This is a genomic window from Phenylobacterium sp., assembly GCF_019636135.1.
GTDB lineage: Bacteria > Pseudomonadota > Alphaproteobacteria > Caulobacterales > Caulobacteraceae > Phenylobacterium.
The window spans coordinates 36665-61551 of record NZ_JAHBYD010000027.1 but is presented as its reverse complement, the minus strand read 5'-3'; the positions used below and the strand labels follow the sequence as shown (position 1 = coordinate 61551).

The 24887-nt window shown below is 70.9% G+C and carries 23 protein-coding genes; 8 read left to right on the top strand and 15 right to left on the bottom strand.

What is annotated here, in order from left to right:
* The first annotated feature begins 50 nt into the window (after window positions 1–50).
* The 3 genes from KF737_RS17515 to KF737_RS17505 all read left to right on the top strand — a co-directional run bounded on the left by KF737_RS17515 (window position 51) and on the right by KF737_RS17505 (window position 3415).
* The gene (locus KF737_RS17515) at window positions 51–1157 is read left to right on the top strand and encodes an HlyD family secretion protein (RefSeq protein ID WP_296457846.1); all 1107 of its coding nucleotides are present in this window, start codon (window positions 51–53) and stop codon (window positions 1155–1157) included.
* Between the two features lie 84 nt (window positions 1158–1241).
* Window positions 1242–2807, top strand: coding sequence for a DHA2 family efflux MFS transporter permease subunit (locus KF737_RS17510; protein ID WP_296457888.1), 1566 nt, complete (start codon window positions 1242–1244; stop codon window positions 2805–2807).
* Complete coding sequence (locus tag KF737_RS17505) at window positions 2807–3415, top strand: TetR/AcrR family transcriptional regulator (protein ID WP_296457843.1); 609 nt, start codon at window positions 2807–2809, stop codon at window positions 3413–3415. The genes KF737_RS17510 and KF737_RS17505 overlap by 1 nt, the downstream gene beginning before the upstream one ends.
* A gap of 61 nt (window positions 3416–3476) precedes the next feature.
* On the opposite strand, the gene KF737_RS17500 is transcribed toward KF737_RS17505, so the two are convergent.
* From KF737_RS17500 to KF737_RS17480, 5 genes are all read right to left on the bottom strand, one after another.
* Window positions 3477–4295, bottom strand: a complete 819-nt coding sequence (locus KF737_RS17500; protein ID WP_296457841.1) for an enoyl-ACP reductase — start codon at window positions 4293–4295, stop codon at window positions 3477–3479.
* 149 nt (window positions 4296–4444) lie between these two features.
* The gene (locus tag KF737_RS17495) at window positions 4445–4618 is read right to left on the bottom strand and encodes an oxidoreductase-like domain-containing protein (protein WP_296457836.1); all 174 of its coding nucleotides are present in this window, start codon (window positions 4616–4618) and stop codon (window positions 4445–4447) included.
* The gene (fabB, locus tag KF737_RS17490) at window positions 4615–5823 is read right to left on the bottom strand and encodes a beta-ketoacyl-ACP synthase I (protein ID WP_296457833.1); all 1209 of its coding nucleotides are present in this window, start codon (window positions 5821–5823) and stop codon (window positions 4615–4617) included. Before fabB ends, KF737_RS17495 begins: the two co-directional genes overlap by 4 nt.
* A 15-nt stretch (window positions 5824–5838) precedes the next feature.
* A complete protein-coding gene (fabA, locus tag KF737_RS17485) occupies window positions 5839–6351 on the bottom strand; it encodes a 3-hydroxyacyl-[acyl-carrier-protein] dehydratase FabA (protein WP_296457885.1) in 513 nt (170 codons plus the stop codon).
* Window positions 6352–6424: 73 nt separating this feature from the next.
* Window positions 6425–6940 carry an SH3 domain-containing protein gene (locus KF737_RS17480; protein ID WP_296457829.1) on the bottom strand — a complete coding sequence of 172 codons (516 nt, stop codon included), beginning with the start codon at window positions 6938–6940 and terminating at the stop codon, window positions 6425–6427.
* Window positions 6941–7051: 111 nt separating this feature from the next.
* Here KF737_RS17480 and KF737_RS17475 point away from each other — a divergent pair, with 111 nt between their 5' ends.
* The 3 genes from KF737_RS17475 to KF737_RS17465 all read left to right on the top strand — a co-directional run bounded on the left by KF737_RS17475 (window position 7052) and on the right by KF737_RS17465 (window position 11223).
* Window positions 7052–8038, top strand: coding sequence for a D-glycerate dehydrogenase (locus tag KF737_RS17475; RefSeq protein ID WP_296457826.1), 987 nt, complete (start codon window positions 7052–7054; stop codon window positions 8036–8038).
* An 87-nt stretch (window positions 8039–8125) separates the two neighbouring features.
* A complete protein-coding gene (locus KF737_RS17470) occupies window positions 8126–10132 on the top strand; it encodes a S9 family peptidase (RefSeq protein ID WP_296457823.1) in 2007 nt (668 codons plus the stop codon).
* Between the two features lie 98 nt (window positions 10133–10230).
* The gene (locus KF737_RS17465) at window positions 10231–11223 is read left to right on the top strand and encodes an alpha/beta hydrolase (protein ID WP_296457820.1); all 993 of its coding nucleotides are present in this window, start codon (window positions 10231–10233) and stop codon (window positions 11221–11223) included.
* On the opposite strand, the gene KF737_RS17460 is transcribed toward KF737_RS17465, so the two are convergent.
* The 6 genes from KF737_RS17460 to KF737_RS17435 all read right to left on the bottom strand — a co-directional run bounded on the left by KF737_RS17460 (window position 11220) and on the right by KF737_RS17435 (window position 17264).
* A complete protein-coding gene (locus KF737_RS17460; RefSeq protein ID WP_296457818.1) occupies window positions 11220–12092 on the bottom strand; it encodes a ParB/RepB/Spo0J family partition protein in 873 nt (290 codons plus the stop codon). The genes KF737_RS17465 and KF737_RS17460 overlap by 4 nt on opposite strands.
* A gap of 1 nt (window position 12093) precedes the next feature.
* A complete protein-coding gene (locus KF737_RS17455; protein WP_296457815.1) occupies window positions 12094–12918 on the bottom strand; it encodes a ParA family protein in 825 nt (274 codons plus the stop codon).
* Window positions 12902–13660 (bottom strand): 16S rRNA (guanine(527)-N(7))-methyltransferase RsmG, encoded by a 759-nt coding sequence (rsmG, locus tag KF737_RS17450; RefSeq protein ID WP_296457813.1) that lies wholly within the window; start codon window positions 13658–13660, stop codon window positions 12902–12904. Before rsmG ends, KF737_RS17455 begins: the two co-directional genes overlap by 17 nt.
* Entirely contained in the window at window positions 13657–15501 is a 1845-nt protein-coding gene (gene mnmG, locus KF737_RS17445) for a tRNA uridine-5-carboxymethylaminomethyl(34) synthesis enzyme MnmG (RefSeq protein ID WP_296457810.1), read from the bottom strand. Before mnmG ends, rsmG begins: the two co-directional genes overlap by 4 nt.
* A gap of 198 nt (window positions 15502–15699) precedes the next feature.
* Window positions 15700–17037 carry a tRNA uridine-5-carboxymethylaminomethyl(34) synthesis GTPase MnmE gene (mnmE, locus tag KF737_RS17440; RefSeq protein WP_296457807.1) on the bottom strand — a complete coding sequence of 446 codons (1338 nt, stop codon included), beginning with the start codon at window positions 17035–17037 and terminating at the stop codon, window positions 15700–15702.
* Window positions 17034–17264, bottom strand: a complete 231-nt coding sequence (locus tag KF737_RS17435; RefSeq protein ID WP_293472583.1) for a DUF6489 family protein — start codon at window positions 17262–17264, stop codon at window positions 17034–17036. Before KF737_RS17435 ends, mnmE begins: the two co-directional genes overlap by 4 nt.
* 99 nt (window positions 17265–17363) lie before the next feature.
* Between KF737_RS17435 and KF737_RS17430 the strand changes: the two genes are divergently transcribed.
* Window positions 17364–18059 (top strand): dienelactone hydrolase family protein, encoded by a 696-nt coding sequence (locus tag KF737_RS17430; RefSeq protein WP_296457802.1) that lies wholly within the window; start codon window positions 17364–17366, stop codon window positions 18057–18059.
* Window positions 18059–19027, top strand: a complete 969-nt coding sequence (locus tag KF737_RS17425; protein WP_296457797.1) for a quinone oxidoreductase — start codon at window positions 18059–18061, stop codon at window positions 19025–19027. Before KF737_RS17430 ends, KF737_RS17425 begins: the two co-directional genes overlap by 1 nt.
* Before the next feature lie 899 nt (window positions 19028–19926).
* Here the strand turns inward: KF737_RS17425 and rho are convergent.
* The 4 genes from rho to hemE all read right to left on the bottom strand — a co-directional run bounded on the left by rho (window position 19927) and on the right by hemE (window position 24580).
* Window positions 19927–21366, bottom strand: a complete 1440-nt coding sequence (gene rho / locus KF737_RS17420; protein ID WP_296457793.1) for a transcription termination factor Rho — start codon at window positions 21364–21366, stop codon at window positions 19927–19929.
* A 524-nt stretch (window positions 21367–21890) separates the two neighbouring features.
* Window positions 21891–22367: a CopD family protein gene (locus KF737_RS17415; protein WP_296457790.1), complete on the bottom strand. Its 477-nt coding sequence runs from the start codon at window positions 22365–22367 to the stop codon at window positions 21891–21893.
* A gap of 1 nt (window position 22368) precedes the next feature.
* A complete protein-coding gene (hemH, locus tag KF737_RS17410) occupies window positions 22369–23397 on the bottom strand; it encodes a ferrochelatase (RefSeq protein ID WP_296457787.1) in 1029 nt (342 codons plus the stop codon).
* 133 nt (window positions 23398–23530) lie between these two features.
* Complete coding sequence (gene hemE / locus KF737_RS17405) at window positions 23531–24580, bottom strand: uroporphyrinogen decarboxylase (RefSeq protein WP_296457784.1); 1050 nt, start codon at window positions 24578–24580, stop codon at window positions 23531–23533.
* Window positions 24581–24887 lie beyond the last annotated feature (307 nt).

Genomic DNA, 24887 nt, shown 5'->3' with positions numbered 1-24887 from the left:
CGAGAACGTTGGACCGAGCGGTCCATTTTTTGTTCGCGGGGCTTCAGTCCATGGCCGGCATTCCCAAGGGCCGCATCGTTCCCATCGCCGCGGGGGGCGTCGCCGCCGTGGCCATCGCCGTGGGCGGCGGCCTCTGGTGGATCGACCGCCAGAAGTTCGAGACCACCGACAACGCCTTCGTCGCCGCCGACAAGGTGAACGTCGCCCCGCTGATCGACGGCTATGTGTCCGAGGTGCTGGTCGACGACAACGAGACCGTCCACCCCGGCCAGGTGCTGGTGCGCATCGACCCCGCGACGCTGAAGGCGCGCCTGGCGCAGGCCGAGGCCAACGCCCAGGCGCTGGAGGCCGCGGTCAGCGCCGTCGACGACAAGGCCCGCCTCGAGCAGGCGATGATCGCCCAGCGGGCCGCCGCCGTGACCGCCGCCGACGCCCAGGCCCGCTTCGCGGCCGCCGAGATGGACCGCTACGGCCAGCTCGCCCAGCAGGGCTGGGTCTCGCCGCAGCGCGCCCAGACCGCCAGGACCGCCCAGGACCAGGCGGCCGCCGGCGTCACCCAGGCCAAGGCCGCCCTGGAGGCCGAGCGCCGCGCGGCGCAGTCGCTGGGCTCGGCCCGCGACCAGAGCGTGGCCCAGGCCGCCGCCGCCCGCGCCGCCGCCGAGCAGACCCGCATCGACCTCTCCCGCACCGAGATCCGCGCGCCCGTCGCCGGCGTGGTCGGCGCCAAGGGCGTGCGCCTGGGGCAGTACGTGCGCCCCGGCGGCGCGCTGATGAGCATCGTGCCGCTGAGCCAGGCCTATGTGGTCGCCAACTTCAAGGAGACCCAGGTCGCGCGCCTGCGCATCGGCCAGCCGGTGGCCATCCACGCCGACGCCTTCGGCAAGGACGCCATCCACGGCCGCGTCGAGAGCTTCGCCCCGGCCACCGGCGCCGAGTTCGCCCTGATCCCGGTGGAGAACGCCGTCGGCAACTTCACCAAGATCACCCAGCGCCTGCCGGTCCGGATCGCCATCGACCCCGACCAGAAGCTGGCCGGCGGCCTGCGCCCCGGCCTGTCGCTCAAGGTGAAGGTGGACGTGACCCAGGACACCGGCCTCAGCTTCGCCGAGTCCGGCCGCGCGCCGACCCAGTTCGCCCGCCGCGGCGCCTCGAACTGATCCGGCGCCGCCGTGACCGACGCGGTCCTCCATCCCGACCCGCAGCAGGCCCGATCACGGCAGGGACAGGCCGGCGCGCCGGTGATGCTGGGCGCCGACGGGGCGCCCGTCGACTGGGTCAAGGTGTTCCTGGGCTTCGGCGGCATGGTCGTCGGCCAGTTCATGGCCATGCTCGACATCCAGATCGTGGCCAGCTCGCTGACCCAGATCCAGTCGGGCATCGGCGCCACCGCCGACGAGATAAGCTGGGTTCAGACGATCTACCTCCTCGCGGAGGTCGTGATCATGCCGCTCACCGCCTACCTGACGAAGATGTGGGGGACGCGGTCGTTCTACGTGGTGGCCGTCGTCGGCTTCATCATCACCTCGGCGGCGGTGGGCCTTTCGTCCTCGGTGCCGATGATGATCGTCTTCCGGGCGTTCCAGGGCCTGTTCGCCGGGGCGATGATCCCGCCGGTCTTCGCCACCGCCATGACCGTCTTCCCGCCCGAGCGGCGGGTCACCGCCAACGTCATCGTGGGCCTGATCGTCACGCTCTCGTCCACCATCGGCCCGACGCTGGGCGGCCACCTGACCGAGCTGCTCTCGTGGCGCTGGCTCTTCTTCATCAACATCCCCGTGGGCGTGCTGGTGATCTTCCTGGTCGGGCGCTACGCCAACTTCGACAAGGGCGACCCCAGCCTCTCCAAGGGCATCGACTGGTGGGGCCTGGGCCTGATGGCCATCGCGCTGCTGTCGCTGCAGTACGTCCTGGAAGAGGGCGCCAGCGACAACTGGTTCGAGGAGCCGGCGATCCTCTGGCTCAGTGTCGTCGCCGCGATCGGCGGCGTGGTCTTCATCTGGCGCCAGCTCACCTACTGGCAGCCGATCGTGTCGCTGAAGCCGTTCCGGGACGTGAACTTCACCCTCGGCATCGTCATGACCTTCGTGACCGGCGTCAGCCTGTTCGGCGGCACGTTCCTGATGCCGATCTTCCTGGGCAGCATCCGGGGTTTCTCGTCGGCCGAGGTGGGCACGACGATGCTCGTCACCGGCGCCACCATGTTCCTGTCGGCGCCCCTCGCCGGCCGCGTGATCCGCTACGTCGACCCGCGGATCGCCATGGTGGGCGGCTTCGCGCTCGCCGCCTGGGGCATCCAGCTCGCGGTGCGGGTCACCGACCAGTGGGGCTTCGCGGAGTTCTTCGTCCTGCAGGTGGCCCGCGGCCTCGGCACCATGGTCGCCATGATCGCCGCCCAGCAGATGAGCGTCGCCTCGCTGCCGGTGACGATGATGAAGGACGCCTCGGGCCTGATAAACCTGACCCGCAACGTGGCCGGCGCCATCGGCCTGGCCATGCTGTCCACCATCCTCAGCCACCAGACGGCCGTGCATTACATGGACCTGGTCAGCGCCGCGAACACGGCCAATCCGACGTCGCAGGCGATGATGGACGCCGTCCAGGGCATGATGAGCGCCGGCGGCGCTTCCGATCCCGAAGGGATGGCGTACAAGGCGATGGGGGGCATGATGAGGAAGCAGGCTTCGGTGCTGGCGTTCGGCGACGCGTTCGCGGCGCTGGCCCTGGGATGCTGGATCGCCTGCGGCCTGGCGCTGTTCGTGAAGCCGCCGAAGGGCGGGCTCATGCCGCAGGCCGGCGGGGGGCACTGATGGCGCGGCTGGCCGGGCAGATCGACGTCTCGAAGAACGAGGCCATCCTCGACGCCGCCCTCGACGTGATGGCCGAGCGGGGCGTCGGCGCCTCGATGGAGGAGATCGCCCGGCGCGCCGGCGTCTCCAAGCAGACGATCTACAACCACTATGGCAGCAAGGCCGAGCTGGCCCAGGCGATGTCCGAGCGCCGGGCGCTGGAGGTGGTCGAGGTCCTGGAATCGCCGGGCGCCGTCGAGCATCCGCAACAGACCCTGGCGGCCTACGCGCGCCTGCTGCTGACCGTGGCGATCAACGCCCGCAGCATGGCGATCTACCGCATGGCCATGACCGCGGCGACGACGATGCCGGACGTGGCCCGCGCCATCTACGAGGCCGGCCCCAAGGCCAGCCGCGCGCGCCTGGCCGACTACCTGCGGCTCGAGAACGCGGCGGGCCGCCTCTCCTGCCCCGACCCGCTGCAGGCGGCCCAGTTCTTCGGCGGCCTGGTGCTGGGCCCCTACCAGACCGCGTCCCTGCTGGGCGTCGAGTTCAACCTCACCGAAGCCGAGATCGACCGCGTCGCCGAAGAAGCCGCCCAGCGCTTCATGCGCGCCTACGCGGTCTAGGACTGATCCGGTCGGGCCGGCGACGTCCCACCAAACCGGAACGTCATGGCCGGGATCGGCCCTACCCCTCGGCCTCGTCGTCCGAGAAGCCCATGATGTGGAAGCCGGCGTCGACGTGGACACACTCGCCGGTGGTCGAACGGCCGAGGTCCGAGAGCAGCCACAGCGCCGCGCCGGCCACGCCCTCCATCTCGGTGTCCTCCTTCATCGCCGACAGCGAGCGGCCCTTGGCCAGCATGCCGCGGCCGCCCGAGATGCCCGCCAGCGACAGCGTCTTCATCGCCCCGGGCGAGAGCGCGTTCACCCGGACGCCCTTCGGCCCCAGGTCGCGCGCCGCATAGCGGACCGAGGCCTCGAGCGCGGCCTTGGCCACGCCCATGGTGTTGTAGTTCGGGATCGCGCGCTCCGAGCCCATGTAGGTCAGCGTCAGGATCGAGCCGCCCGTCTCCGGCATCAGGGCCGCCGCGCGCCGGGCGCAGTCCACGAAGCTGAACGCCGAGATGTTCATCGCCCGCAGGAAGCCTTCGCGGGTGGTGTTGTCCACGAAGCTGCCCTTGAGTTCGTCCTTGTTCGCGAAAGCGATGGCGTGGACGAAGAAGTCGATCTGGCCGAACGCCTTGCCGACGACGTCGAAGGCCGTATCCATGGCCGCGTCGTCGGTCACGTCGACGGGCGCCAGGACCTTCACGCCGATGCTCTCAGCCAGCGGCTCGACGCGGCGCTCCATGCCCGGCAGGTGCAGGAAGGCCATCTCGGCGCCCTGGGCGGCGAGCTGGCTCGCGATGCCCCAGGCGATGGACTGGTGGTTGGCGACCCCGGTGACGACCCCCTTCTTGCCCCGCATCAGGGTTCCGGTCGGCATCTGATACTCGTCGGCCACGTTGCGCGTCTCCCTCGTTCCTCCCTCCCTTAATGGGGAGGGACAGGCCGCGCCAGCGGCCAGGGTGGGGAAGTGTGGGGCGAGAACTCGGACCCCCAACGGCTGTCATCCCGGTTTCGCGTGCCGCGAAACCGGGATGACAATCGGAGTTAGGGCTGGAACTCGGCCAGCACTTCCTTCGGATCCAGCCCCATCGCCTCGATGCGCCGCTCCCAGCGTTCCAGCGCGCGGTCGTAGTAGTCGAGGATGCACGGGTCGCAGCCGCGCTGGCAGCATTCCTGCGGATCCGGCGGGACCGGCGGCCGCGGGATCGGATCCGTCACTCGACCCGCGCCATCACCAGGCAGCCGTTGGTGCCGCCGAAGCCGAACGAGTTGCTCATCACCGTCGTCAGCGCCCGGTCCTCGCGCTTGCGCACGATCGGCATGTCGGCGAACGCGGGATCGAGGTTTTCGATGTGGGCGCTCTCGGCCGCGAACCCGTTGTTCAGCATCAGCAGCGAGTAGATCGCCTCCTGCGCCCCCGCCGCGCCCAGGCTGTGGCCGGTCAGCGACTTGGTCGACGAGATCAGCGGGGCCTTGTCGCCGAACACGGCCCGAACCGCCTCCATCTCCTTCACGTCGCCCACCGGCGTGCCGGTGCCGTGCGGGTTCAGGTAGTCGATGGTGCGGCCGTCGGGGTTGGCGAGCCGCATGCAGCGCGCCGCGCCCTCGCCCGACGGCGCCACCATGTCGAAGCCGTCGGAGTTGGCGGCGTAGCCCACGATCTCGCCGTAGATCTTCGCGCCGCGCGCCCTGGCCCGCTCGTACTCTTCCAGCACCACGATCCCCGCGCCGCCGGCGATCACGAAGCCGTCGCGGTCGACGTCGTAGGCGCGGCTGGCGACCTCGGGGCGGTCGTTGAACTTCGACGCCATCGCGCCCATGGCGTCGAACAGCACCGAGAGCGTCCAGTCCAGCTCCTCGGTCCCGCCGGCGAACACCACGTCCTGCTTGCCCATGGCGATCTGCTCGTAGCCCGAGCCGATGCAGTGGGTGGAGGTGGCGCAGGCCGAGCTGATCGAGAAGTTCAGGCCCTTGATCCTGAACCAGGTGGCGAGCGTCGCCGACGGCCCCGAGCTCATCGCCTTGGGCACCGCGAACGGCCCCACGCGCTTGGGACCCCTGGTCCGCGCGACCTCGGCCGCCTCGACGATGGCGCGGGTGGACGGGCCGCCCGCCCCCACGATCAGGCCGGTCTTCTCGTGGCTGACCTCGGCGTCGGTGAGCCCGGAGTCGGCGATCGCCTGCTCCATGGCGATGTGGCCGAAGGCCGTGCCCTGGGCGAGGAAGCGCGCGGCGCGGCGGTCGACCATCGACTCCCAGTCGATGCGCGGCGGCGCATGCACCTGGCAGCGGAAGCCGAGCTCGGCGTATTCCGGCGCGGCGGCGACGCCCGACCTGGCCTCCCGCAGCGAGGCCAGGACCTCGTTCGTGTTGTTGCCGATGGACGAGACGATCCCCATCCCGGTGACGACCACACGGCGCATCGATCCCAGTCCTCCCTAAGCCTGCTTGTCGTTCTGGAAGAGGCCGACGCGCAGGTCCCTGGCCTCATAGATGGGTTTGCCGTCGGCCAGGAGGATCCCGTCGCCGATACCCATGACCAGACGGCGCAGGATCACCCGCTTCATCTCGATCTTGTAGGTCACCTTCCTGATGTCGGGCGTCACCTCGCCGGCGAAGCGGACTTCGCCGCAGCCGACCGCGCGGCCGCTGCCCGGCGCGCCGCTCCAGCCCAGGAAGAAGCCCACGAGCTGCCACATGGCGTCCAGGCCCAGGCAGCCGGGCATGACGGGATCGCCGACGAAGTGGCAGGCGAAGAACCAGAGGTCCGGATTGATGTCGAGCTCGGCCTCGATGTAGCCCTTGCCGTGCCCGCCGCCGGTCGAGTTGATCTCGACGATCCGGTCGAACATCAGCATCGGCGGGACGGGAAGCTGGGCGTTCCCGGGCCCGAACATCTCGCCGCGGCCGCAGGCCAGCAGTTCCTCGTAGCTGAATTTCGAGGGCCGGATCGGCACGTCGTTCATCGGGAAATCGCCCTCTTGGATCGAAGGGCCTGCGCCTAACACGTCGCGCAGGGTGGCCTCAACGACATTGCAGGGCCTCGGACGTACCCCAAAGGGCGCCTTCGCGCACCCATCCGGACGCGCCGTCGGCCTTCACCTTGCACCAGCCCTTCTCGCAGCGGACGAGGCCGGCCATGGCGCGAACGTTGAGATAGGCCCCCGGTTCCGCCCCGGGTTTCGGATGCCGGTACAGCGGCTGCGGCTGCTTCCTCGTGTTGATCACCGCGCGGCGCCCGTCGATCGTGCGCTTGTGGACCCAGGCGACGCCGCCCTCGGGATCGCAGACGCGCCGCCACTCCGCCGTCTCGGCCACCACCTGCAGCGGCAGGCCCTTGGTGCGGTAGACCCAGAGGAGCCGGTGGTCGTCGCCGGGGCCCGCGCGGGCGTTCACCTTGCCGAATTTCAGGACCACGTAGCGCGGCACGTCGTAGCCGGAGGGCGTCTGGCGCTTCTCTTCCGGCGCCGCCGCCGCCAGGCCCAGCGCGGCCGCCGCGAGCGCCGCGAACCTGAGCGCCCTACGCTCCAGACCTCTCAACCGTTCGCCTCGCCTTGGCCGTGGCGGGCCCCCCTGCTAAGGGTTCCGCAAATCGCGCCCCCCGTCCAAAACGTGGGCGGCGCAGGAAACGTCCCTTTTTCCCGTAGGCCCATGGCGTCCCGCAAGCCGAAAGTCATCGTCACCCGAAAACTGCCCGACCCCGTCGAGACGCGGATGCGCGAGCTGTTCGACACCGAGCTGAACGTCGCGGACGAGCCGATGTCGCGCAAGCAGCTCATCGACGCCGTCGGCCGTTGCGACGTGCTGTCATCCACCATCACCGACAAGATCGACGCCAGCCTGATCGAGAAGGCCGGAGAGCGCCTGAAGCTGATCGCCAACTTCGGCGCCGGGGTCGACCACATCGACGTGGCCGCGGCCAACGCGAAGGGGATCATCGTCACCAACACGCCGGGCGTGCTGACCGACGACACGGCCGACCTGACCATGACGCTGATCATGGCCACGCTGCGCCGGCTGATCGAGGGCGCGAACGCCGTGCAGGCGGGCGAGTTCACCGGCTGGGCGCCCACCTGGATGCTGGGGCGCCGGCTCGGCGGCAAGCGCCTGGGCATCATCGGCATGGGCCGGATCGGCGCCGCGGTGGCGCGCCGCGCCAAGGCCTTCGGCCTGCAGATCCACTACCATAACCGCAAGCCCGTCAGTCACGTGGTGGCCGACGAGCTGGAGGCGACCTACTGGGACAGCCTCGACCAGATGCTGGCCCGCGTGGACATCGTCTCCGTCCACGCCCCGGCCAATCCGGCCAGCTACCACCTTCTCTCCGCGCGCCGCCTGAAGCTGCTGCAGCCGCACGCCGTGGTGATCAACACCGCCCGCGGCTCGATCATCGACGAGCAGGCGCTGGCCGACCTCCTGGCCGAGGGCAAGATCGCCGGCGCCGGCCTCGACGTCTTCGAGCAGGAGCCGCGGATCAACCCCAAGCTCCTGAAACTGCCCAACGCCGTGCTCCTGCCGCACATGGGCTCGGCCACCGTCGAGGCCCGCGTCGACATGGGCGAGAAGGTGATCATCAACATCAAGACCTGGATGGACGGCCACCGCCCGCCCGACCGCGTCCTGCCGCAGATGCTGTAGCCGATGGGCGGTGAGTGTGGCGTTGACGCCCGCAACGCCGCTAAAGCACTGTCGCAGATGTAACATCTCGGGTTACCGCGGACCTCGATGCTGACGCGCCGGACGATGCTGGCTGCTGCGGGCGCCGCCCCCGCCGTGGCGCCGGCCCTGGCGCGCGCCCAGGGCCAGCCGCCCGTCCCGCCGACCCTCGACGAGCTGATGCGCGAGCCCGCGGTCCACGACGCCGCCATCTCGCCCGACGGCGAGCAGCTCGCGATCCTGCGGACCCAGCTCCGGGGCGGGAAGACCGTCGCCTTCGTCACCCTCTCGCAGATGGCCGACCTCACGGCCAGGCCCGCCGTGGCCCTGCTGGGCGAGCACAGGGTCCGCCAGGTCGAGTGGGCCAACAACGAGCGCCTGCTGATCTGGATCACCTTCTACAACGACGACAAGGGCCGGCCCTACGGCATGGGGTTCGGCGACGAGTTCATGGCGATCCCTGTCCGCCGGGTGCTGTCGGTGGACCTGAAGGGCGAGAACCCCGTCGTCATGTTCGCCGGCTCGAAGGCGGTGCTGCGCCGCGGCTTCGACGCCAGCCAGGTGGTCGACCTGATGCAGGGCGACGACCGCCGCATCCTCATGCAGGCCTGGAACGAGGCCAAGAACGCCTACGGCCTCTACCACGTCGACGTCTATTCGGGCGAAGCGCAGCTCGTGGAGCAGGGCGTGCCGGCCACCGACTTCTGGCTCACCCAGGGCGGGGTGCCCATGCTCCGCATGGACTCCAACGCCCGCGGCACCGTGCGCTGGGTCTACGGCCGCGCGCCGGGCGAGCGCGGCTGGAAGCTGGTCCGCAAGTCGCGGCTGAACGAGCTGAGGAAGGTGCCCGACTTCGACGTGGTGGGCGCGACGCCGCAGGCCGGCGTGTTCCTCGTCTGCCAGCGGATCGCGGGCCGCGACACCAACGTGATCCGTACGTTCGACCTCGCCACCCTGACCTTCGGCGACGTCGTGGCCGACGCGCCGGGGCGCGAGTACGAGACCGCCTTCGTCGACGAGGCCCTGAAGCTGGTCGGCAGCCTCTACTGGGACGACCGGCTGAGCTACCAGTTCACCGATCCCGGCCTGAACGCCCACTTCAAGGCGGTGAACACGGCTCTGAAGAACGCCTGCAACGTGGCGCTCTACGACATCGACCTCGCCCACCGGCGGATGCTGCTGAAGGTCACCGGGCCGCGGGAGGCGGGCGCCTTCCAGGTCTACGACCGCGACAGGCGCGCGCTGGAATACGTGGGCCACTGCAAGCCCTGGCTCACGCCCGACCGGCTGGCCGACACCGAACCGCTGCGCGTGACCACCCGCGACGGCGCCGGGATCACCGCCTACCTCACGACGCCGATCGGCGCGGGGAAGGACCCGCTGCCGATGGTGGTGATGCCGCACGGCGGGCCCGAGCTGCGCGACTACCTCGACTGGGACCTGACCGTGCAGGCGCTGGCGGCGCGCGGCTGGCTGGTGCTGCAGCCGAACTTCCGCGGCTCGGGCGGCTACGGCAAGGCGTTCGCCGACCAGGGCCGCCGCCGCTGGGGCGACCTGATGCAGGACGACGTCGAGGACGCCGTCGCCCACGTCGTCCGGTCCGGCCGCGCCGACCCCAGGCGCCTCGCCATCTTCGGGGCCAGCTACGGCGGCTACGCGGCGCTGATGGGCGCGGTGAAGACGCCCGGGGCCTACAGGGTCGCGGTCTCGATCGCCGGCGACGCCGACCTCTTGGAGACGCTGGCCTTCTCCCGCCGCGAGGACGGCGCGGATTCGCCCACCTACGCCTACTGGCGCGCGACCATCGGCGACCCGAAGGCCGACGAGGCCCTGCTGATCCGCTTCTCGCCCGCCCGGCGCGCCGCCGAGATCGAGGCGCCGGTGCTGCTGATCCACGGGACCGAGGACACCATCGTCGACCCGCGCCAGTCGCGCATGATGGCCAAGGCGCTGCGCGCCGCCGGCAAGACCTGCGACCTCATCGAACTCAAGGGCGAAGGCCACCGCAACTGGTCCGACGCCACCTGGAAGCTCGTCCTGACCAAGGTCGCCGACTACATCGGCGAACGCCTGTAGCGCCTTCCCACCCCCAATTGTCATCCCGGTTTGGGCGCAGCCCAAGACCGGGATTGTCTGTTGAAGGTGAGGCGCTACGTTCCTGGCGGGAGGCGTCCATGCTCAGAACTGTTGTCGCGGTCGCGATCACCTTTGCCTCGGCCGCCCAGGCCGCGACGCCGCTGCCCGTGGAGACCTACTACGGGCCGCACCGGCTGGTGACGCTGCCCGACGGGCGGCGGATGAACCTCTTCTGCCTGGGCGAAGGCGCACCCACCGTCGTGCTCGACGCCGGCTACGGCTCGGGCGCCAGCACCTGGCGCCGCATCCACGCGACCCTGGCCGAGACCACCCGGGTCTGCGCCTACGACCGCGCGGGCAACGAGTTCAGCGACCCGGGACCCCTGCCCCGCACCGCCGGCGCCGTCGTCGAGGACGAGCGCGCGATGTTGAAGGCGGCGGGCGTCAAGGGCCCCTACGTCCTGGTCGGCCACTCGATGGCGGGGCTGCACGTGCGCCTCTACGCCTCGAAGTATCCGAAGGAGGTGGCCGGCGCGGTGCTGGTCGATCCGTCGAACCCCCGCCAGAAGCAGCGGTTCGCCGCCGCCGCGCCCGTCTCGGCCGCGGCCGACGACAAGCGCTTCGCCGCCCAGCGCGCCTGCAGCCAGCGCCTGCTGGACGGCGCGCTGAAGGCGGGCGACGCCGACTACGCCACGTGCTTTCCCCCGCCGGTCGCAAGCCTGCCCGAGGCCTACCGCGCCAACCTGATCGCACGGCGGACCGACCCGGCGCGGATCGCGAACCTGTTCTCCGAGGTCGACTCGATGCCCGAGGCCAGCTCGGCCGAAGTCGAGAAGAGCCGGCGCAAGCTGGGGAACCTGCCCTGGATCGTGCTCACCGCCGACGGCACGGCGCGCGCCTTCGGCGGTCCGCCCGAGGAGGCCGAAGCCATGGCGCGCCTGTGGAGCGAGATGCACGACGAGGCCGCCGCCCTCTCGACGCGGGGCGAGAACCGCCACGTCGACGCCGGCCACTACATCTGGGCGACGAAGCCCGACGCGGTGATCGACGCCGTGAACGAAGTGGTGGCCGCCGTCCGCGCCAGGCGCTAGCCGCGCGTCAGTCGGCGGCAGATCTCGTCGAGCTGCTCGAGGCTGGCGTACTTGATCCGGACCTCGCCCACGCCGCCGCGGTCGGCGACGTCGACGCTCATGCCCAGCGCCTCCTCGAGGTCGACCTCAAGCGCGGCGGTGTCGGCGTCCTTGGTCTTGCGCGGGCCGGAGGCCTTCTTCCGGGGCTCGCCGGGCGATGCCCCGCGGGCAAGCGCCTCGGTGTCGCGCACCGACAGGCCGCGGGCCAGGACCTGCTCGGCCAGCGCCTCGGCGTTGTCCGACGTCAACAGCGCGCGCGCATGGCCGGCCGTCAGGCGGCCCGCGATGAGGTGGGCTTGCACGCTCTCGGGCAGGGCCGTGAGGCGAAGCGTGTTGGCCACGTGGCTGCGGCTCTTGCCCAGGCGCCGGGCGGCCTCCTCCTGGCCGATGGCGAGGCGGGCCATCAGCGAGGCGTAGGCGCGCGCCTCTTCGATCGGGTTCAGGTCGGCGCGCTGGATGTTCTCGATGACGGCGATCTCGAACGCCTCGTCGTCGGCCAGTTGGCGCACCAGCGCCGGGATCGCGGTCAGCCCCGCCTTCTGGGCCGCACGCCAGCGGCGCTCGCCGGCGACGATCTCGTATTCGCCCGGCGACGTGGCGGACGGCCGCACCAGGATCGGCTGGAGCACGCCCTTGTCGCGGATGGACCCGGCCAGTTCCGCCAGTTCGGCCTCGTCGAAGTGGACGCGCGGCTGGCCCGGGTTGCGGCGGATCAGCTCGATGGGGATCTCGCGCACGCCTTCGGCCGGATCGACGGCGTGGCTGATCTCCTCGGCCTCGCCCAGCAGCGCCGAGAGCCCGCGGCCCAGTCCTCTGCGGTTCTCCGCCATCTCAGCTCACTTCCAACTGCTGCGCCGCACGGCGCTTGCGCTCGCGCAGCACGACCTCGCGCGCGAGCTTCAGATAGGCCTGGCTGCCGGCGCACTTCAGGTCGTAGACCAGCGCAGGCTTGCCGAACGACGGCGCCTCGGAGACGCGGACGTTCCGCGGGATCACCGTCTGGTAGACCGTCTCGCCGAAGTGGCCGCGCACGTCGCTGGCCACCTGCTCCGAGAGCGAATTGCGGCGGTCGTACATGGTCAGCACCACGCCCTGCAGCTCCAGGGCCGGGTTCAGGCTGCCGCGGACCAGGTCGATGGTGCGCATGAGCTGCGTCAGCCCCTCCAGCGCGAAGAACTCGCACTGCAGCGGCACCAGCACGGCGTCGGCCGCCGCCATGGCGTTGACCGTGAGCAGGTTCAGCGACGGCGGGCAGTCGATCAGGACGTAGGTGTAGCCGGCGGCGGACCGCAGGGGCGCGAGCGCATCGCGCAGCTTGAACGAGCGGCGCGCCTGCTGGCCCAGCTCCAGCTCCACGCCGGAGAGGTCGGGGTCGGAGGGCACGAGGTCGAGGCCGGGCACGGAGGTCTTCACCACCGCCTGGGCCACGGGCTTCTCGCCCATCAGCACGTCGTAGAGGGTGTGCTTGCGCAGCGCCCGGCCGACGCCGAGGCCCGTCGAGGCGTTGCCCTGGGGATCAGAGTCGATCAGCAGCACCTTCTCGCCGACGGCGGCGAGCGCGGTGCCCAGGTTGATGGCCGTGGTGGTCTTGCCCACGCCGCCTTTCTGGTTGGCGACGACCAGCACGCGTAAGCCCCGGTCAGACCTTGCGGGCACGTCCCAGCCTCCTCACGCGCACGATGCGCCCCCTGCCGTCGCTCAGAGACGGGATGACGTCCGCCTCATACTCCCAATATCTAGCGGCCTCACGCATGTCCTCTACTGCATCTTGCCCCTTGAGGAACAGGCCGACAGCGCCTGCCGACAGGTATGGCCGGGCATACCCCAACAGGCGGTGAAGCGGCGCACAAGCCCTGGCGGTGACGATGTCCACAGAGAGCGTGAGGTTCTCCGCGCGGGTGTGGTGGACGGTGGCCGGCAGGCCGAGCCCGGCGACGACGCTGTCGAGGAAGCGGCAGCGCTTGGCCATGCTCTCGACGAGGTGGACGTGCGCGCCGGCCTGGCCCTTGGCGAGGATGGCCAGGACGAGGCCCGGGAAGCCGGCGCCGGCGCCGAGGTCCGCCCAGGTTCGGGCCTCGGGCGCGAGGCGGAGGAGCTGGGCCGAATCCCAGGCGTGGCGGTTCCAGAAGTCGGGGATGGTGGCGGGGCCGACGAGGTTCATGACCGCGTTGCCGGCCGTCAGCAGCTCCAGGAAGCGTCGGAGGTCGGCGACCTGCTGCTCGGTGGCGCGCGCGGCTGCGGCGAACGAGGCGGCGTCGACGACGCGCCTGGACGTTCCCTCCACCGCTTCGCGGTCACCCTCCCCTGCTTCGCAGGGGAGGTTCGGGGCGGCGACGCTCAGAGAACCTCCCCCGTTCACGGTGGAGGGGGCGCTGCCTGCGGCAGGGCGGCGGGTCATGCGGCGCGGCGGCGGACGTGGGCCAGGAGCGCGGTGAGCGCGCCGGGGGTCACGCCCTCGATGCGGGCGGCCTGGCCCAGGGTGAGTGGGCGCACGGCGGCCAGCTTCTCCCGCACCTCGTTGGAGAGGCCGCCGATGGCGGCGTAGTCCAGCCCGGCCGGCAGGCGCAGGTCCTCGTCGCGGCGCATGGCCTCGGCGTCGGCGGCCTGGCGGTCGAGGTAGCCCGCGTAGGCGGCGTCGATCTCCACCTGCTCGCGGACGGCCGCGTCCCACGCGCCGATCTGCGGCCAGATGCGGGCGAGGTCGTCGAAGCCGATGGTCGGGTAGGCCAGCAGCTCGGTCAGGGTGCGGCGCTGGCCGTCGGCCTTCACGGGGAGGCCCTGCTTCTGCGCCTCGGCCGGCGTCAGCGTCAGCGCGCGGGCCGCCTCGCGGGCCGCCGCCAGCGCGTCGCGCTTCACGTGGAACACCCCGGCGCGCCGGGCGCCCACGACGCCGAGGTCGATACCGCGGCCGGTGAGGCGCTGGTCGGCGTTGTCGGCGCGGAGGGTCAGGCGGAACTCGGCCCGGCTGGTGAACATCCGATAGGGCTCGGTGACGCCGCGCGTGACGAGGTCGTCGATCAGGACGCCGATGTAGCCCTCGTCGCGGGCGAACTGGGCCGGATCGGCGCCCGAAGCGGCGCGGGCGGCGTTCAGGCCGGCGACGAGCCCCTGCGCGCCCGCCTCCTCGTAGCCGGTCGTGCCGTTGATCTGGCCGGCGAGGTAGAGGCCCGGCAGGCGCTTGGCCTCCAGCGTCGGGTAGAGCTCGCGCGGGTCGACATAGTCGTACTCGATGGCGTAGCCGTGGCGGCGCACCTGCACGGCTTCCAGGCCGGGGATGGTGCGCAGGAACAGGTCCTGCGTCTCGGCCGAGACGGAGGTGGAGACGCCGTTGGGGTAGACGGTGTCGTCGTCCAGGCCCTCGGGTTCGAGGAAGATCTGGTGGCTGGCCTTGTCGCGGAAGCGGACCACCTTGTCCTCGATGGAGGGGCAGTAGCGCGGGCCGCGGCCCGAGACGCGGCCGCCGTAGACGGCGCTCTCGCCGAGGCGCTCGGCGATGATCCGGTGGGTCTCCTCGGTCGTCCAGGTGATGCCGCACTCGACCTGAGGCGTCGTGATGCGGTCGGTCAGGAAGGAGAACGGGATCGGCTCGGCGTCGGCGGCCTGCATCTCCAGGCGGTCCCAGGCGATGGTGGAGCCGACGAGGCGGGCGGGCGTGCCGGTCTTCAGGCGGCCCATCTTCAGGCCGAGGGCATAGAGGCGGTCCGAGAGGCCGATCGCGGGCGCGTCGCCGATCCGGCCGGCGGGGATGCGCGCCTCGCCCTGGTGGATGACGCCCTTCAGGAAGGTGCCCGTGGTCAGGACGACGCGGCCGGCGGCGTAGGCCTCGCCGCTGGCGCCCACGACGCCCACGACATGAGCCTCGTCTACCAGGAGGTCCTCGACCGCCTCGGCCTTGAGGGTCAGGTTCGGGGTGGCGGCCAGCTCGGCCTGCATGGCCTCGCGGTAGAGCTTGCGGTCGATCTGGCTGCGGGGTCCGCGCACGGCGGCGCCCTTCGAGCGGTTCAGCATCCGGAACTGGATGCCGGCCACGTCGGCCAGGCGGCCCATGACGCCGTCCAGCGCGTCGATCTCGCGGACCAGGTGGCCCTTGCCCAGGCCGCCGATGGCCGGGTTGCAGCTCATCTCGCCGATCGTCTCGAGCTTGTGGGTGAGCAGCAGGGTGCGCGCGCCGAAGCGCGCCGACGCGGCGGCCGCCTCGCAGCCCGCGTGCCCTCCGCCGATGACGATCACGTCCCACATGGTCGGCGGCATATAGGGGAAAAGGCGCGATGTTTCACGTGAAACAGTGGCGCACATCCCTCCCCTTCATGGGGAGGGTGGCGAGCGAAGCGAGACGGGTGGGGAGACCTGGGTCATCCCCGACCTCAGGGTTCACGCACCACACTTCCCCACCCTGGCCGCTTCGCGGCCTGTCCCTCCCCATGAAGGGGAGGGATTTCACTTGCCGATGCAGAAGGTGGAGAAGATGCGGCCCAGGACATCCTCGGGGTCGATGCGGCCGGTGATGCGGTCGAGCGCGCGGGCGGCGAGGCGGACGTCCTCGGCGGCCAACTCCAGGTGTTCGTCGTGGCGGAGCGCGCTGCGCAGGCGGTCGGCGGCCTCGGCGAGCAGTTCCTGGTGGCGCAGGCGGGTGGCGGCGGGGGGCTCGGCGCCGGCGAGGGCCTCGATCACGCGCTCCTCCAGGGTCGAACGCAGCCAGGCCACGTCGCCCGGCCCCCGGGCGGTGAACTCGGCCGAGCCCAGGCCGAGCCGCCGCGCCTGCGCCGCGGCCCAGGCGCCCGCCTGGCCCGTCGGCAGGTCGCGCTTGGTGATGACGCAGAGGTCGTCGGGACGCAGCTCCATGGGCGCGCCCGTCGTCTCGCCGCCCGATCCGTCCACCAGCCAGAGCCGCAGGTCGGCGCCGGCGGCCCAGGCGCGGGCGCGGCGCACCCCCTCGGCCTCGATCTCGTCGCCGGTCTCGCGCAGGCCCGCCGTGTCGGCCAGCAGGACCTTGTAGCCGGCCAGCACCATGGGGACCTCGATGATGTCGCGCGTGGTCCCCGGGGTGGCGGTGACGATGGCGGCGTCGCGGCCGGCCAGGGCGTTCAGCAGGGTCGACTTGCCGGCGTTGGGCGCGCCGATCAGGGCGATCCGGTAGCCCTCGCGCACCCGCTCGCCGCGCTCGGCGTCGGCCGCGGCCAGCTCCAGCTCGGCGGTGAGGCGCTCCAGCGCGGGCCGGGCGCGGGCGGCGACGTCGGCCGGGACCTCCTCGTCCGGGAAGTCGACCGCGGCCTCCAGCATGGCCAACGCCTCGATCAGCGCCTCGCTCCAGCGCGCCTGCACGTCGGAGAGCCGGCCGCCGAGCTGCTCCAGGGCCTGACGGCGCTGGGCCTCGGTCTCGGCATCGACCAGGTCGGCGACGCCCTCGGCCTGGGCGAGGTCCAGCTTGCCGTGCTGGAAGGCGCGGCGGGTGAACTCGCCGGGCTCGGCGAGGCGCAGGTCCAGCTCGGCCAGGGCGGCGACCAGGGCGCCCATCACCGCCGGCCCGCCGTGGACCTGCAATTCGGCGACGTCCTCGCCGGTGTAGCTGTTGGGGGCCTGGAAATAGAGGACCAGGGCCTGGTCGATGAGCTCGCCCGCCTGGTCGCGCAGCACCCTCAGCGTCGCGACCCGGGGCTCGGGCACGGCGCCGGCCAGCTCGCGCAACGCCGAGCGCACGGCCGGACCCGACAGGCGCACCACCGCGACGGCCGCCCGGCCCGCGGCCGTAGCCGGCGCGTAGATGGTGTCGGTCATTTCCGGGTCGTTGCGGCGTCCATGAACCTGCGGAACTGCTCCTGCGCGCCGGTCCCGAAGCTCATCCAGTTCTTCATGAACTCCTCGGGATTGAGCATGTTGATGTTGGCGTCGATCCGCTTGCTCATCTCGGACACGAGGTGCTCGTTCAGCGCGCTCACGTCCGGCAGGCCCAGGAAGCGGCGGGCCTCTTCCGGCGAGCAGTCCACCTCGATGGTCATCTTCATGACGTCTGGCCTTCCCTATCGTGGACGCCCATATGGCGGCGCCCCGCCGTTGTAAGCTAGTAGGCGCGGGCCACGACAAGCGTAAGAGGATGGACGGACATGGGCGAACACATCAGCATCACCACCCCCGACGGCGCGTTCGCCGCCTATGTGGCGCGCCCCAAGGCCGACAAGGCCCCGGCCGTGGTCGTGATCCAGGAGATCTTCGGCGTGAACCAGGTGATGCGCGACATCACCGACGGGCTGGCGGCCCAGGGCTACCTGGCGATCTGCCCCGACCTCTTCTGGCGGATCGAGCCGGGCGTCGACATCACCGACAAGTCCAAGGCCGAGTGGGACAAGGCGTTCGCGCTGTTCAACGCCTTCGACGTGGACGCCGGCGTGAAGGACATCCAGGCGACCATCACGAAGATCCGCGCCGACGCGCAGAGCAACGACAAGGTGGGCTGCGTGGGCTTCTGCCTGGGCGGCCGGCTGGCCTTCCTGGCCGCGACCCGCACCGACGTGGACGCGGCCGTGGGCTATTACGGCGTGGGCATCGAGAGCGTGGTGGGCGAGGCCGAGAAGCTGACCCGGCCCCTGATGCTGCACATCGCCGAGGCGGACGGCTTCGTGCCCCCGACGGCCCAGGCGATCATCAGGCAGGCGCTGAAGGACCACCCGAGCGTGGAGATCCACAGCTATCCGGGCCGCGACCACGCCTTCGCGCGCGAGGGCGGCGAGCACTATGACGCGGCCGACGCCAGGCTGGCGGGCGGCCGCACCCTGCAATTCTTCGGAAGGACGATCGGCTGATGCGCGCCGTACAATTCACCAGGACCGGCGGCCCCGAGGTGCTCGAGGTCGTCGACGTACCCGCTCCCGAGCCCAGGCCCGGCCAGGCGCGGGTGCGCCACGAGGCGACCGGCGTCAACTTCATCGACACCTACCACCGCACGGGCCTCTACCCCGTGAAACTGCCCTGCATCCCGGGCGGCGAGGCGGCGGGCGTGGTGGACGCGGTCGGCGAGGGCGTGACGGCGGTGAAGGTCGGCGACCGCGTCGCCTACTCGGGCGGCTTCGGGGCCTATGCCCAGGCCAACTGCGTGCCGGCCGACCGGCTGGTGAAGCTGCCCGACGGGATCGACAGCCGCACGGCCGCCGCGATCCTGCTGAAGGGCATGACCACCGAGGCCTTCGTGCGCCGCACCTATCCGGTGAAGGCGGGCGAGACGGTGCTGGTGCATGCGGCGGTGGGCGGCGTGGGCCAGATCATGACCCAGTGGCTGAAGGCGATCGGCGCCGAGGTGATCGCCACCGTCGGGTCCGAGGCGAAGGCCGCCAGGGCGCGCGCCCTGGGCGCCGACCACGTCATCCTCTACCGCGAGCAGGACGTGGCCGCCGAGGTGAAGCGGATCACCGGCGGCAAGGGCGTGCCGGTGGCCTACGACTCGGTGGGCAAGGACACCTTCGAGGGCACGCTGGGCAGCCTGGCGCGCCGGGGCCTGTTCGTGAGCTTCGGCAACGCGTCGGGGCCCGTGCCGCCCTTCCCGCCCGCCCGGCTGGCGGCGGGGGGCTCGCTCTACCTGACCCGCCCGACCCTGTTCGACTATGTGGCGACGCCGGAGGAACTGGCCGAGAGCGCGGCGGCGGTGTTCGACATGGTGGCGTCGGGGAAGATCAGGATCGAGGTCGGGCAGACGTTCCCCCTGGCCGACGCGCGCCAGGCGCATGAGGCGCTGGAGGGCCGCGCGACGGTGGGCGCGAGCTTGTTGATCCCGTAGGCCGCCCCACGCGCCGTCATCCCGGTTTCGCGTGCGGCTGTCATCTTGATCCCACGGCTGTCATCTCGATCCCACGACTGTCATCTCGATCCCACGGCTGTCATCTCAACCACGGCTGTCATCCCGGTTTTGGCGAAGCCAAAGACCGGGACCCAACCGTCGGGTGCGTCGATGGTGAGGGGCGGCCCGGACGGTCGGGGCCGGAGTTCAGGCTCAGAGCACCGGAAGGTTGGGTCCCGGTCTTCGCCTGACGGCGAAACCGGGATGACAGGCGTGGGCGAAACCAGGATGACAATCTGTGAGCGGGGTAGCTGCGGGGTGGGGTGTTTCACGTGAAACATCCTGGCGGTAGCTACGATCCAGCGGCTGTCATACCGATCCTACGGCTGTCATCACGATCCCACCGCTGTCATCTCGACCACGGCTGTCATCTCAAGCACGGCTGTCATCCCGGTTTTGGCCACAGGCCAAAGACCGGGACCCAACCATCGGGTGCGTCGATGGCGAGGGGCGGCCCGGACGGCTGGGGTCGGAGTTCAGGCTCAGAGCACCGGAAGGTTGGGTCCCGGTCTTCGCCTGACGGCGAAACCGGGATGACAGGCGTTGGCGAAAACCGGGATGACAGGTGTTGGATCGGGATGACGGGCGTGGGCGAAACCGGGATGGCGAGGTTTTGGGGTGGGGTGTTTCACGTGAAACATCAGCGGGGGTATGGCCTGGCGCTACCGGGCGTAGGGCCTGGCGGCGTTGCCGCGCCGGCGTCTCAGGCGCGGGGAGGCGCAGCGGTATGCGTCCGGCGGCGCGCAATTCGCCACAGGGGCAATTTGGTTTTCGGCCTTTGATTTTGTTCGGCTTTTTCGGCGCTGGGGACACGCCGGTATGCGAGTGGAGAGGAGGTGTCAGGTGTTCATCGACTGGAAGAAGTCGTCGTTGTTCTTGGACTGGCGCAGCTTGTCGAGCAGGAACTCGATCGCGTCCTGGGCGCCCATGGGGTTCAGGATGCGGCGCAGGATGTAAGTCTTCTGCAGGTTGGCCTTGTCGGTGATCAGCTCTTCCTTGCGGGTGCCCGACTTCAGCACGTCGATGGCCGGGTAGATGCGCTTGTCGGCGACCTTGCGGTCGAGGACGATTTCCGAGTTCCCCGTGCCCTTGAACTCTTCGAAGATGACCTCGTCCATCCGGCTGCCGGTGTCGATCAGGGCCGTGGCGATGATGGTGAGCGAGCCGCCCTCCTCGATGTTCCGCGCCGCGCCGAAGAAGCGCTTGGGGCGTTGCAGGGCGTTGGCGTCGACGCCGCCGGTCAGCACCTTGCCCGAGGACGGGACCACGGTGTTGTAGGCGCGGCCGAGGCGGGTGACCGAGTCCAGCAGGATCACCACGTCGCGCTTGTGCTCGACCAGGCGCTTGGCCTTCTCGATCACCATCTCGGCCACCTGCACGTGGCGGGTCGCCGGCTCGTCGAAGGTGGAGGAGATGACCTCGCCCTTCACCGTGCGCTGCATGTCGGTGACTTCCTCCGGGCGCTCGTCGATCAGGAGGACGATCAGGTAGATCTCGGGATGGTTGGTCTCGATCGACTTGGCGATGTTCTGCAGCATCACCGTCTTGCCGACGCGCGGCGGGGCGGTGATCAGGCAGCGCTGGCCCTTGCCGAGCGGGGCGACGATGTCGATGACGCGGCCCGAGCGGTCCTTCAGCGTCGGGTCCTGGATCTCCATGGTCAGGCGCTGGTCGGGATAGAGCGGTGTCAGGTTGTCGAACATCACCTTGTGGCGGACGTTCTCGGGCGCCTCGAAGTTGATCTGGCGCACGTTGACGAGGGCGAAGTAGCGCTCGCCCTCGCGCGGCGCGCGCACGGCGCCGACGACGGTGTCGCCGGTGCGCAGGCCGAACTTGCGGATCTGCGAGGGGGAGACGTAGACGTCGTCGGGGCCCGGCAGGTAGTTGGCTTCCGGCGAGCGCAGGAAGCCGAAGCCGTCCTGCACCACTTCCAGCGTGCCCGAGCCCTCGATCTCGACGCCCTCTTCGGCGAGGGTCTTCAGGATCGCGAACATCATGTCCTGCTTGCGCATGGAGTTCGCGGATTCGACTTCGAGCTGTTCGGCGAGCGCCAGCAGGTCGGCAGGCGACTTGTCCTTGAGCTCCTGCAGGCTCATGCGGGTGAGGCCCATGGCGGCGATGGCCTTGGAGGCCTGGCTGGGCTCTTCCGGTTCGTCGTCTTCGGCTTCGGCGGCGACATCCGCGCCCTCGGCCTCGGCGGCGGCGTCCTCGGCTTCGGCGACGAGGGTGTCGACGTCGACGTCTTCGGCCGGGGTGTTGTCCTGGGTTTCGTCAGTCATCTGGATTCACTTTGCATTTTCGCGCCCCGGGACGGAGTCCGGGTGCGGTCTGGTCGGTCTGTGGGCGCCGACGTCCTTCAAGGAGGAAGGGGGCGCCGTTTTGGTCTTCTCGTGGGAACCGGCGGGTCCGGGCGACCGATCTCTTGGTATCGGGGGCCAGCGGGGCCGGTGAAAGGCGGGGCGCGCCGGAGGCCGACGCGTGGGCCGAGGGGAACCATGTCCGCGCCTCGAGGTCAAGACGTGGGGTTGGCGCGGGGCGTCTTCAAGGGGTCCGGGTTCCTCGCTCCCTTCCTCCGTTTGTCATCGCGGTTTCGCCCCTACTGTCATCCCGGTTTGCGCTGTCATCCCGGTTTCGCCGCAGGCGAAGACCGGGACCCAACCCACCGGTGCTCTGAGGTGGCGGCCTGGCCTCGACGGTCGGGGCCGGCCTCCAACCATCGACGCACCGGACGGTTGGGTCCCGGTCTTTGGCTTCGCCAAAACCGGGATGACAATCGCGCCGCGGGAGGAGGGAATGACGGCGGTCAGCGCTGGCCGAACTGGAGGGTGACGGCGAGGACGGCGACGATGGCCAGGAGGAACGGGATCTCGTTGGTGGCGCGCCAGAACCTCGCGGTCCGGGGCCGCTCGCCGGCGGCGATCCTGCGGCGCGCGCCCGACAGGAAGCCGTGCCAGCCCGAGAGCGCGATCACCACCGCCAGCTTCACCACCATCCACGGCTGGGCGAGGAAGCCCCAGCCCTCCTTCGCGGCGTAGACGTGCCAGAGGATGAGGGTGACGCCGAGGGCCCAGGTCAGCCCCATCGCCGGATTGATGATGATCCGCAGCAGTTTCACCTCCCACACCTTGAAGTGGGCGTCGAACGCGCTGCCGGGCGGGGCGGTCTCGGTGTGGTAGGCGAAGAGGCGGGGCAGGTACATCATCCCGGCCATCCAGGCGATCACCGCGATGATGTGCAGGCCGCGCAGCAGGTCGTAGCTGAGGAAATCCGGCCAACCCATCTCACGCGCCCTCCCGTTCCCGGCACGCACACTTGGCATGACCCGCCGGACACCGCCAGGGGCCGAAGGGATGCGTCCCGGCCTCGCCGAGCGCCGCGGCGACGGCCTCGGCGAGCGCCTCGATGAAGTCGCCCGAGGTCCCCGGCGTGCGGGCGCGCAGGTAGGGCGCGACGCCGAGGCGCGCGGCGAGGGCGGCGTACTCGTGGTCGAGTTCCACCAGGGTCTCGACGTGTTCGGAGACGAAGGCGATGGGCGAGATCAGCACGCCCTTGCCGTCGTGCGCCGCGGCGTGGATCGCTTCCTCGGTCGAAGGCCCCAGCCAGACGAGGCGGCCGACGCGGCTCTGGTAGCAGACCTGCCAGTCCGGAAGCTCGGGCAGGCGCGCAGCGATGGCGGCGGCGGTCGCCTCGACCTGCGCCTGGTAGGGGTCGCCGGCGTCGACCACCTTCTGCGGCAATCCGTGGGCGGAGAAGAGCAGGCGCAGGTCCGCGGGGCGGCCGGCGGCTTCGTACAGGCGGCGGATCTCGGCGGCGTGCGCCTCGATGAGGCCATCGGCGGTGGGGTAGCAGCCCACGGCGCGGGTGCGGCCGGGGCCCCTGTAGACGGAGCGCCAGTCCTTCAGGGACGAGCCGGTCGTGGTGGTCGAATACTGCGGATAGAGCGGCAGCAGCACGATCTCGTCGGGCGTGAAGGCGGCGACCGCCCGCGCCGTCTCGGCGGCGAAGGGCTTCCAGTAGCGCATGGCGACGAAGACGCGGGCGTCGTGGCCGGCGTCGCGGAGCCTGGCCTCCAGCGCCCCGGCCTGAGCGCGGGTCTCGGGCAGCAGGGGCGAGGCGCCGCCCATGACCGCGTAGTTGGCCCGGGCGGTCTTCGTGCGGCCGGCGGCGATGGCGGCGGCCAGGGGATAGCGCGCGACGGCGGGCAGTTGGATGATCGCCGGGTCGCGGAAGAGGTTGAACAGGAACGGCCGCACGGCCGCGGGGCCGTCGGGGCCGCCGAGGTTGAAGAGGACGACGGCGAGGCGGGTCATCTCCCGAACCTCCCCTGCGCAGCGGGGGAGGGGGACCACGAAGTGGTGGAGGGGGCGTCGGGGCCGTGCGCGGGTCGGACGATCCGCCTTGCCGCTCGCAGCGCCCCCTCCACCGCTTCGCGGTCGGCCGCCGTCACTCGGCCGCCAGGGCGTTCGCGGGCTTGCCGGTGACGCGTTCGACCACGCGGGCGATGTGGTCGATGGGCGTGTCGGGCATGACGCCGTGGCCGAGGTTGAAGATGTAGGGACCGCCGGACCACTGTTCGAGCAGTTGCTCCACGCGGGCGTCCAGCGCCGGGCCGCCGGTGGCCAGCAGCAGGTTGTCGAGCGCGCCCTGGATGGCGCGGCCGCCCGCCTGGATCCGCCGGCCCATGGCCGCGGAGGCCTGGGTGTCGAGGGCGACGGCGTTCACCGGGACCCTGGCGGCGTAGCTCTCCACCAGGGCGCCGCAGCCGCGCGGGAAGCCGATGAAGGGGGCGTCGACGCCGGCGGCGCGGACCTGGGCGATGATGCGGGCGTGCGGGCCGACGACGATCCGCTCGAAGACGTCCTCGGCCAGGTTCTCAGCCCAGCTCTCGAACAGCTTCAGCACCTGGGCGCCCGCGCGGGCCTGCATGATGAGGTAGCGGGCCGTGGCGTCGACCAGCACGTCGAGCAGGGCGTCGAGCTTCTCCGGATGCCGGTAGGCGTAGGCGCGGGCCGCCTCGCGCTGGGAGCCGCGGCCTTCCAGCATGTAGGTGGCCACCGTCCACGGCGCGCCGGCGAATCCGATCAGGGCGCGCTCGGGCTCCAGCTCGGCGCGGACGCGGGCCAGGGTCTCGCCGACGTTGGCCAGCCGGGCGGTCGAGCCCTCGACGGCGTCGCGGAGCTGTTCGATCGGCGGGAGCGCGCCCATGCGCGGCCCCTCGCCGGCCTCGAACCAGACGTCCTGGCCCAGCGCCAGCGGGATCACCAGGATGTCGGAGAAGACGATGGCCGCGTCCATGGGGAAGCGGCGCACCGGCTGCAGCGTGACCTCGGCCGCCATCTCGGGATTGAAGGCCAAGTCCATGAAGTCCTTCGCCCGGCTGCGAAGCGCCCGGTACTCTGGAAGCGACCGGCCGGCCTGGCGCATGAACCACACGGGCGGGCGATCCAGGGTCTCGCCGGACAGCACGCGAAGAAGGCGGGGCGTCTCGCTCATGGAAGCCTTAAAGCCTGCCCGGCCCCACGGCTCAAGCTCTCCCTGCCCGCCCGTCCTCTCTTCAAAAAAGGAAGAATCTGAATGAGGGCAGGAGAAGGAGCGGTTGGGCCGGTGGGCCGCGTGGAAAACCTTGACGATCCTTTGACAATCCCCTGGCCGCACCCAGGCCGTCCCAAGGCGCGCCGGACCGTCCACAGGCCCTGTGAGTTGCGGGGACGGCGGCCAGCGGCCTCGGACGGCCCTTAAGGATTCGTTAAGACCTGCGGGGAGAACGCCGGGCGCCGGCGCGGAACCACAGGCCAGCCGG

Bases quoted from the DNA above. Each gene is read 5' to 3' on its own strand.
- KF737_RS17515 (WP_296457846.1), top strand. From the start codon at position 51: ATGGCCGGCATTCCCAAGGGCCGCATCGTTCCCATCGCCGCGGGGGGC.
- KF737_RS17510 (WP_296457888.1), top strand. From the start codon at position 1,242: ATGCTGGGCGCCGACGGGGCGCCCGTCGACTGGGTCAAGGTGTTCCTG.
- KF737_RS17505 (WP_296457843.1), top strand. From the start codon at position 2,807: ATGGCGCGGCTGGCCGGGCAGATCGACGTCTCGAAGAACGAGGCCATC.
- fabB (WP_296457833.1), bottom strand. From the start codon at position 5,823: ATGCGCCGTGTGGTCGTCACCGGGATGGGGATCGTCTCGTCCATCGGC.
- KF737_RS17475 (WP_296457826.1), top strand. From the start codon at position 7,052: ATGGCGTCCCGCAAGCCGAAAGTCATCGTCACCCGAAAACTGCCCGAC.
- KF737_RS17470 (WP_296457823.1), top strand. From the start codon at position 8,126: ATGCTGACGCGCCGGACGATGCTGGCTGCTGCGGGCGCCGCCCCCGCC.
- KF737_RS17465 (WP_296457820.1), top strand. From the start codon at position 10,231: ATGCTCAGAACTGTTGTCGCGGTCGCGATCACCTTTGCCTCGGCCGCC.
- KF737_RS17460 (WP_296457818.1), bottom strand. From the start codon at position 12,092: ATGGCGGAGAACCGCAGAGGACTGGGCCGCGGGCTCTCGGCGCTGCTG.
- rsmG (WP_296457813.1), bottom strand. From the start codon at position 13,660: ATGACCCGCCGCCCTGCCGCAGGCAGCGCCCCCTCCACCGTGAACGGG.
- mnmG (WP_296457810.1), bottom strand. From the start codon at position 15,501: ATGTGGGACGTGATCGTCATCGGCGGAGGGCACGCGGGCTGCGAGGCG.
- mnmE (WP_296457807.1), bottom strand. From the start codon at position 17,037: ATGACCGACACCATCTACGCGCCGGCTACGGCCGCGGGCCGGGCGGCC.
- KF737_RS17435 (WP_293472583.1), bottom strand. From the start codon at position 17,264: ATGAAGATGACCATCGAGGTGGACTGCTCGCCGGAAGAGGCCCGCCGC.
- KF737_RS17430 (WP_296457802.1), top strand. From the start codon at position 17,364: ATGGGCGAACACATCAGCATCACCACCCCCGACGGCGCGTTCGCCGCC.
- KF737_RS17425 (WP_296457797.1), top strand. From the start codon at position 18,059: ATGCGCGCCGTACAATTCACCAGGACCGGCGGCCCCGAGGTGCTCGAG.
- rho (WP_296457793.1), bottom strand. From the start codon at position 21,366: ATGACTGACGAAACCCAGGACAACACCCCGGCCGAAGACGTCGACGTC.
- KF737_RS17415 (WP_296457790.1), bottom strand. From the start codon at position 22,367: ATGGGTTGGCCGGATTTCCTCAGCTACGACCTGCTGCGCGGCCTGCAC.
- hemH (WP_296457787.1), bottom strand. From the start codon at position 23,397: ATGACCCGCCTCGCCGTCGTCCTCTTCAACCTCGGCGGCCCCGACGGC.
- hemE (WP_296457784.1), bottom strand. From the start codon at position 24,580: ATGAGCGAGACGCCCCGCCTTCTTCGCGTGCTGTCCGGCGAGACCCTG.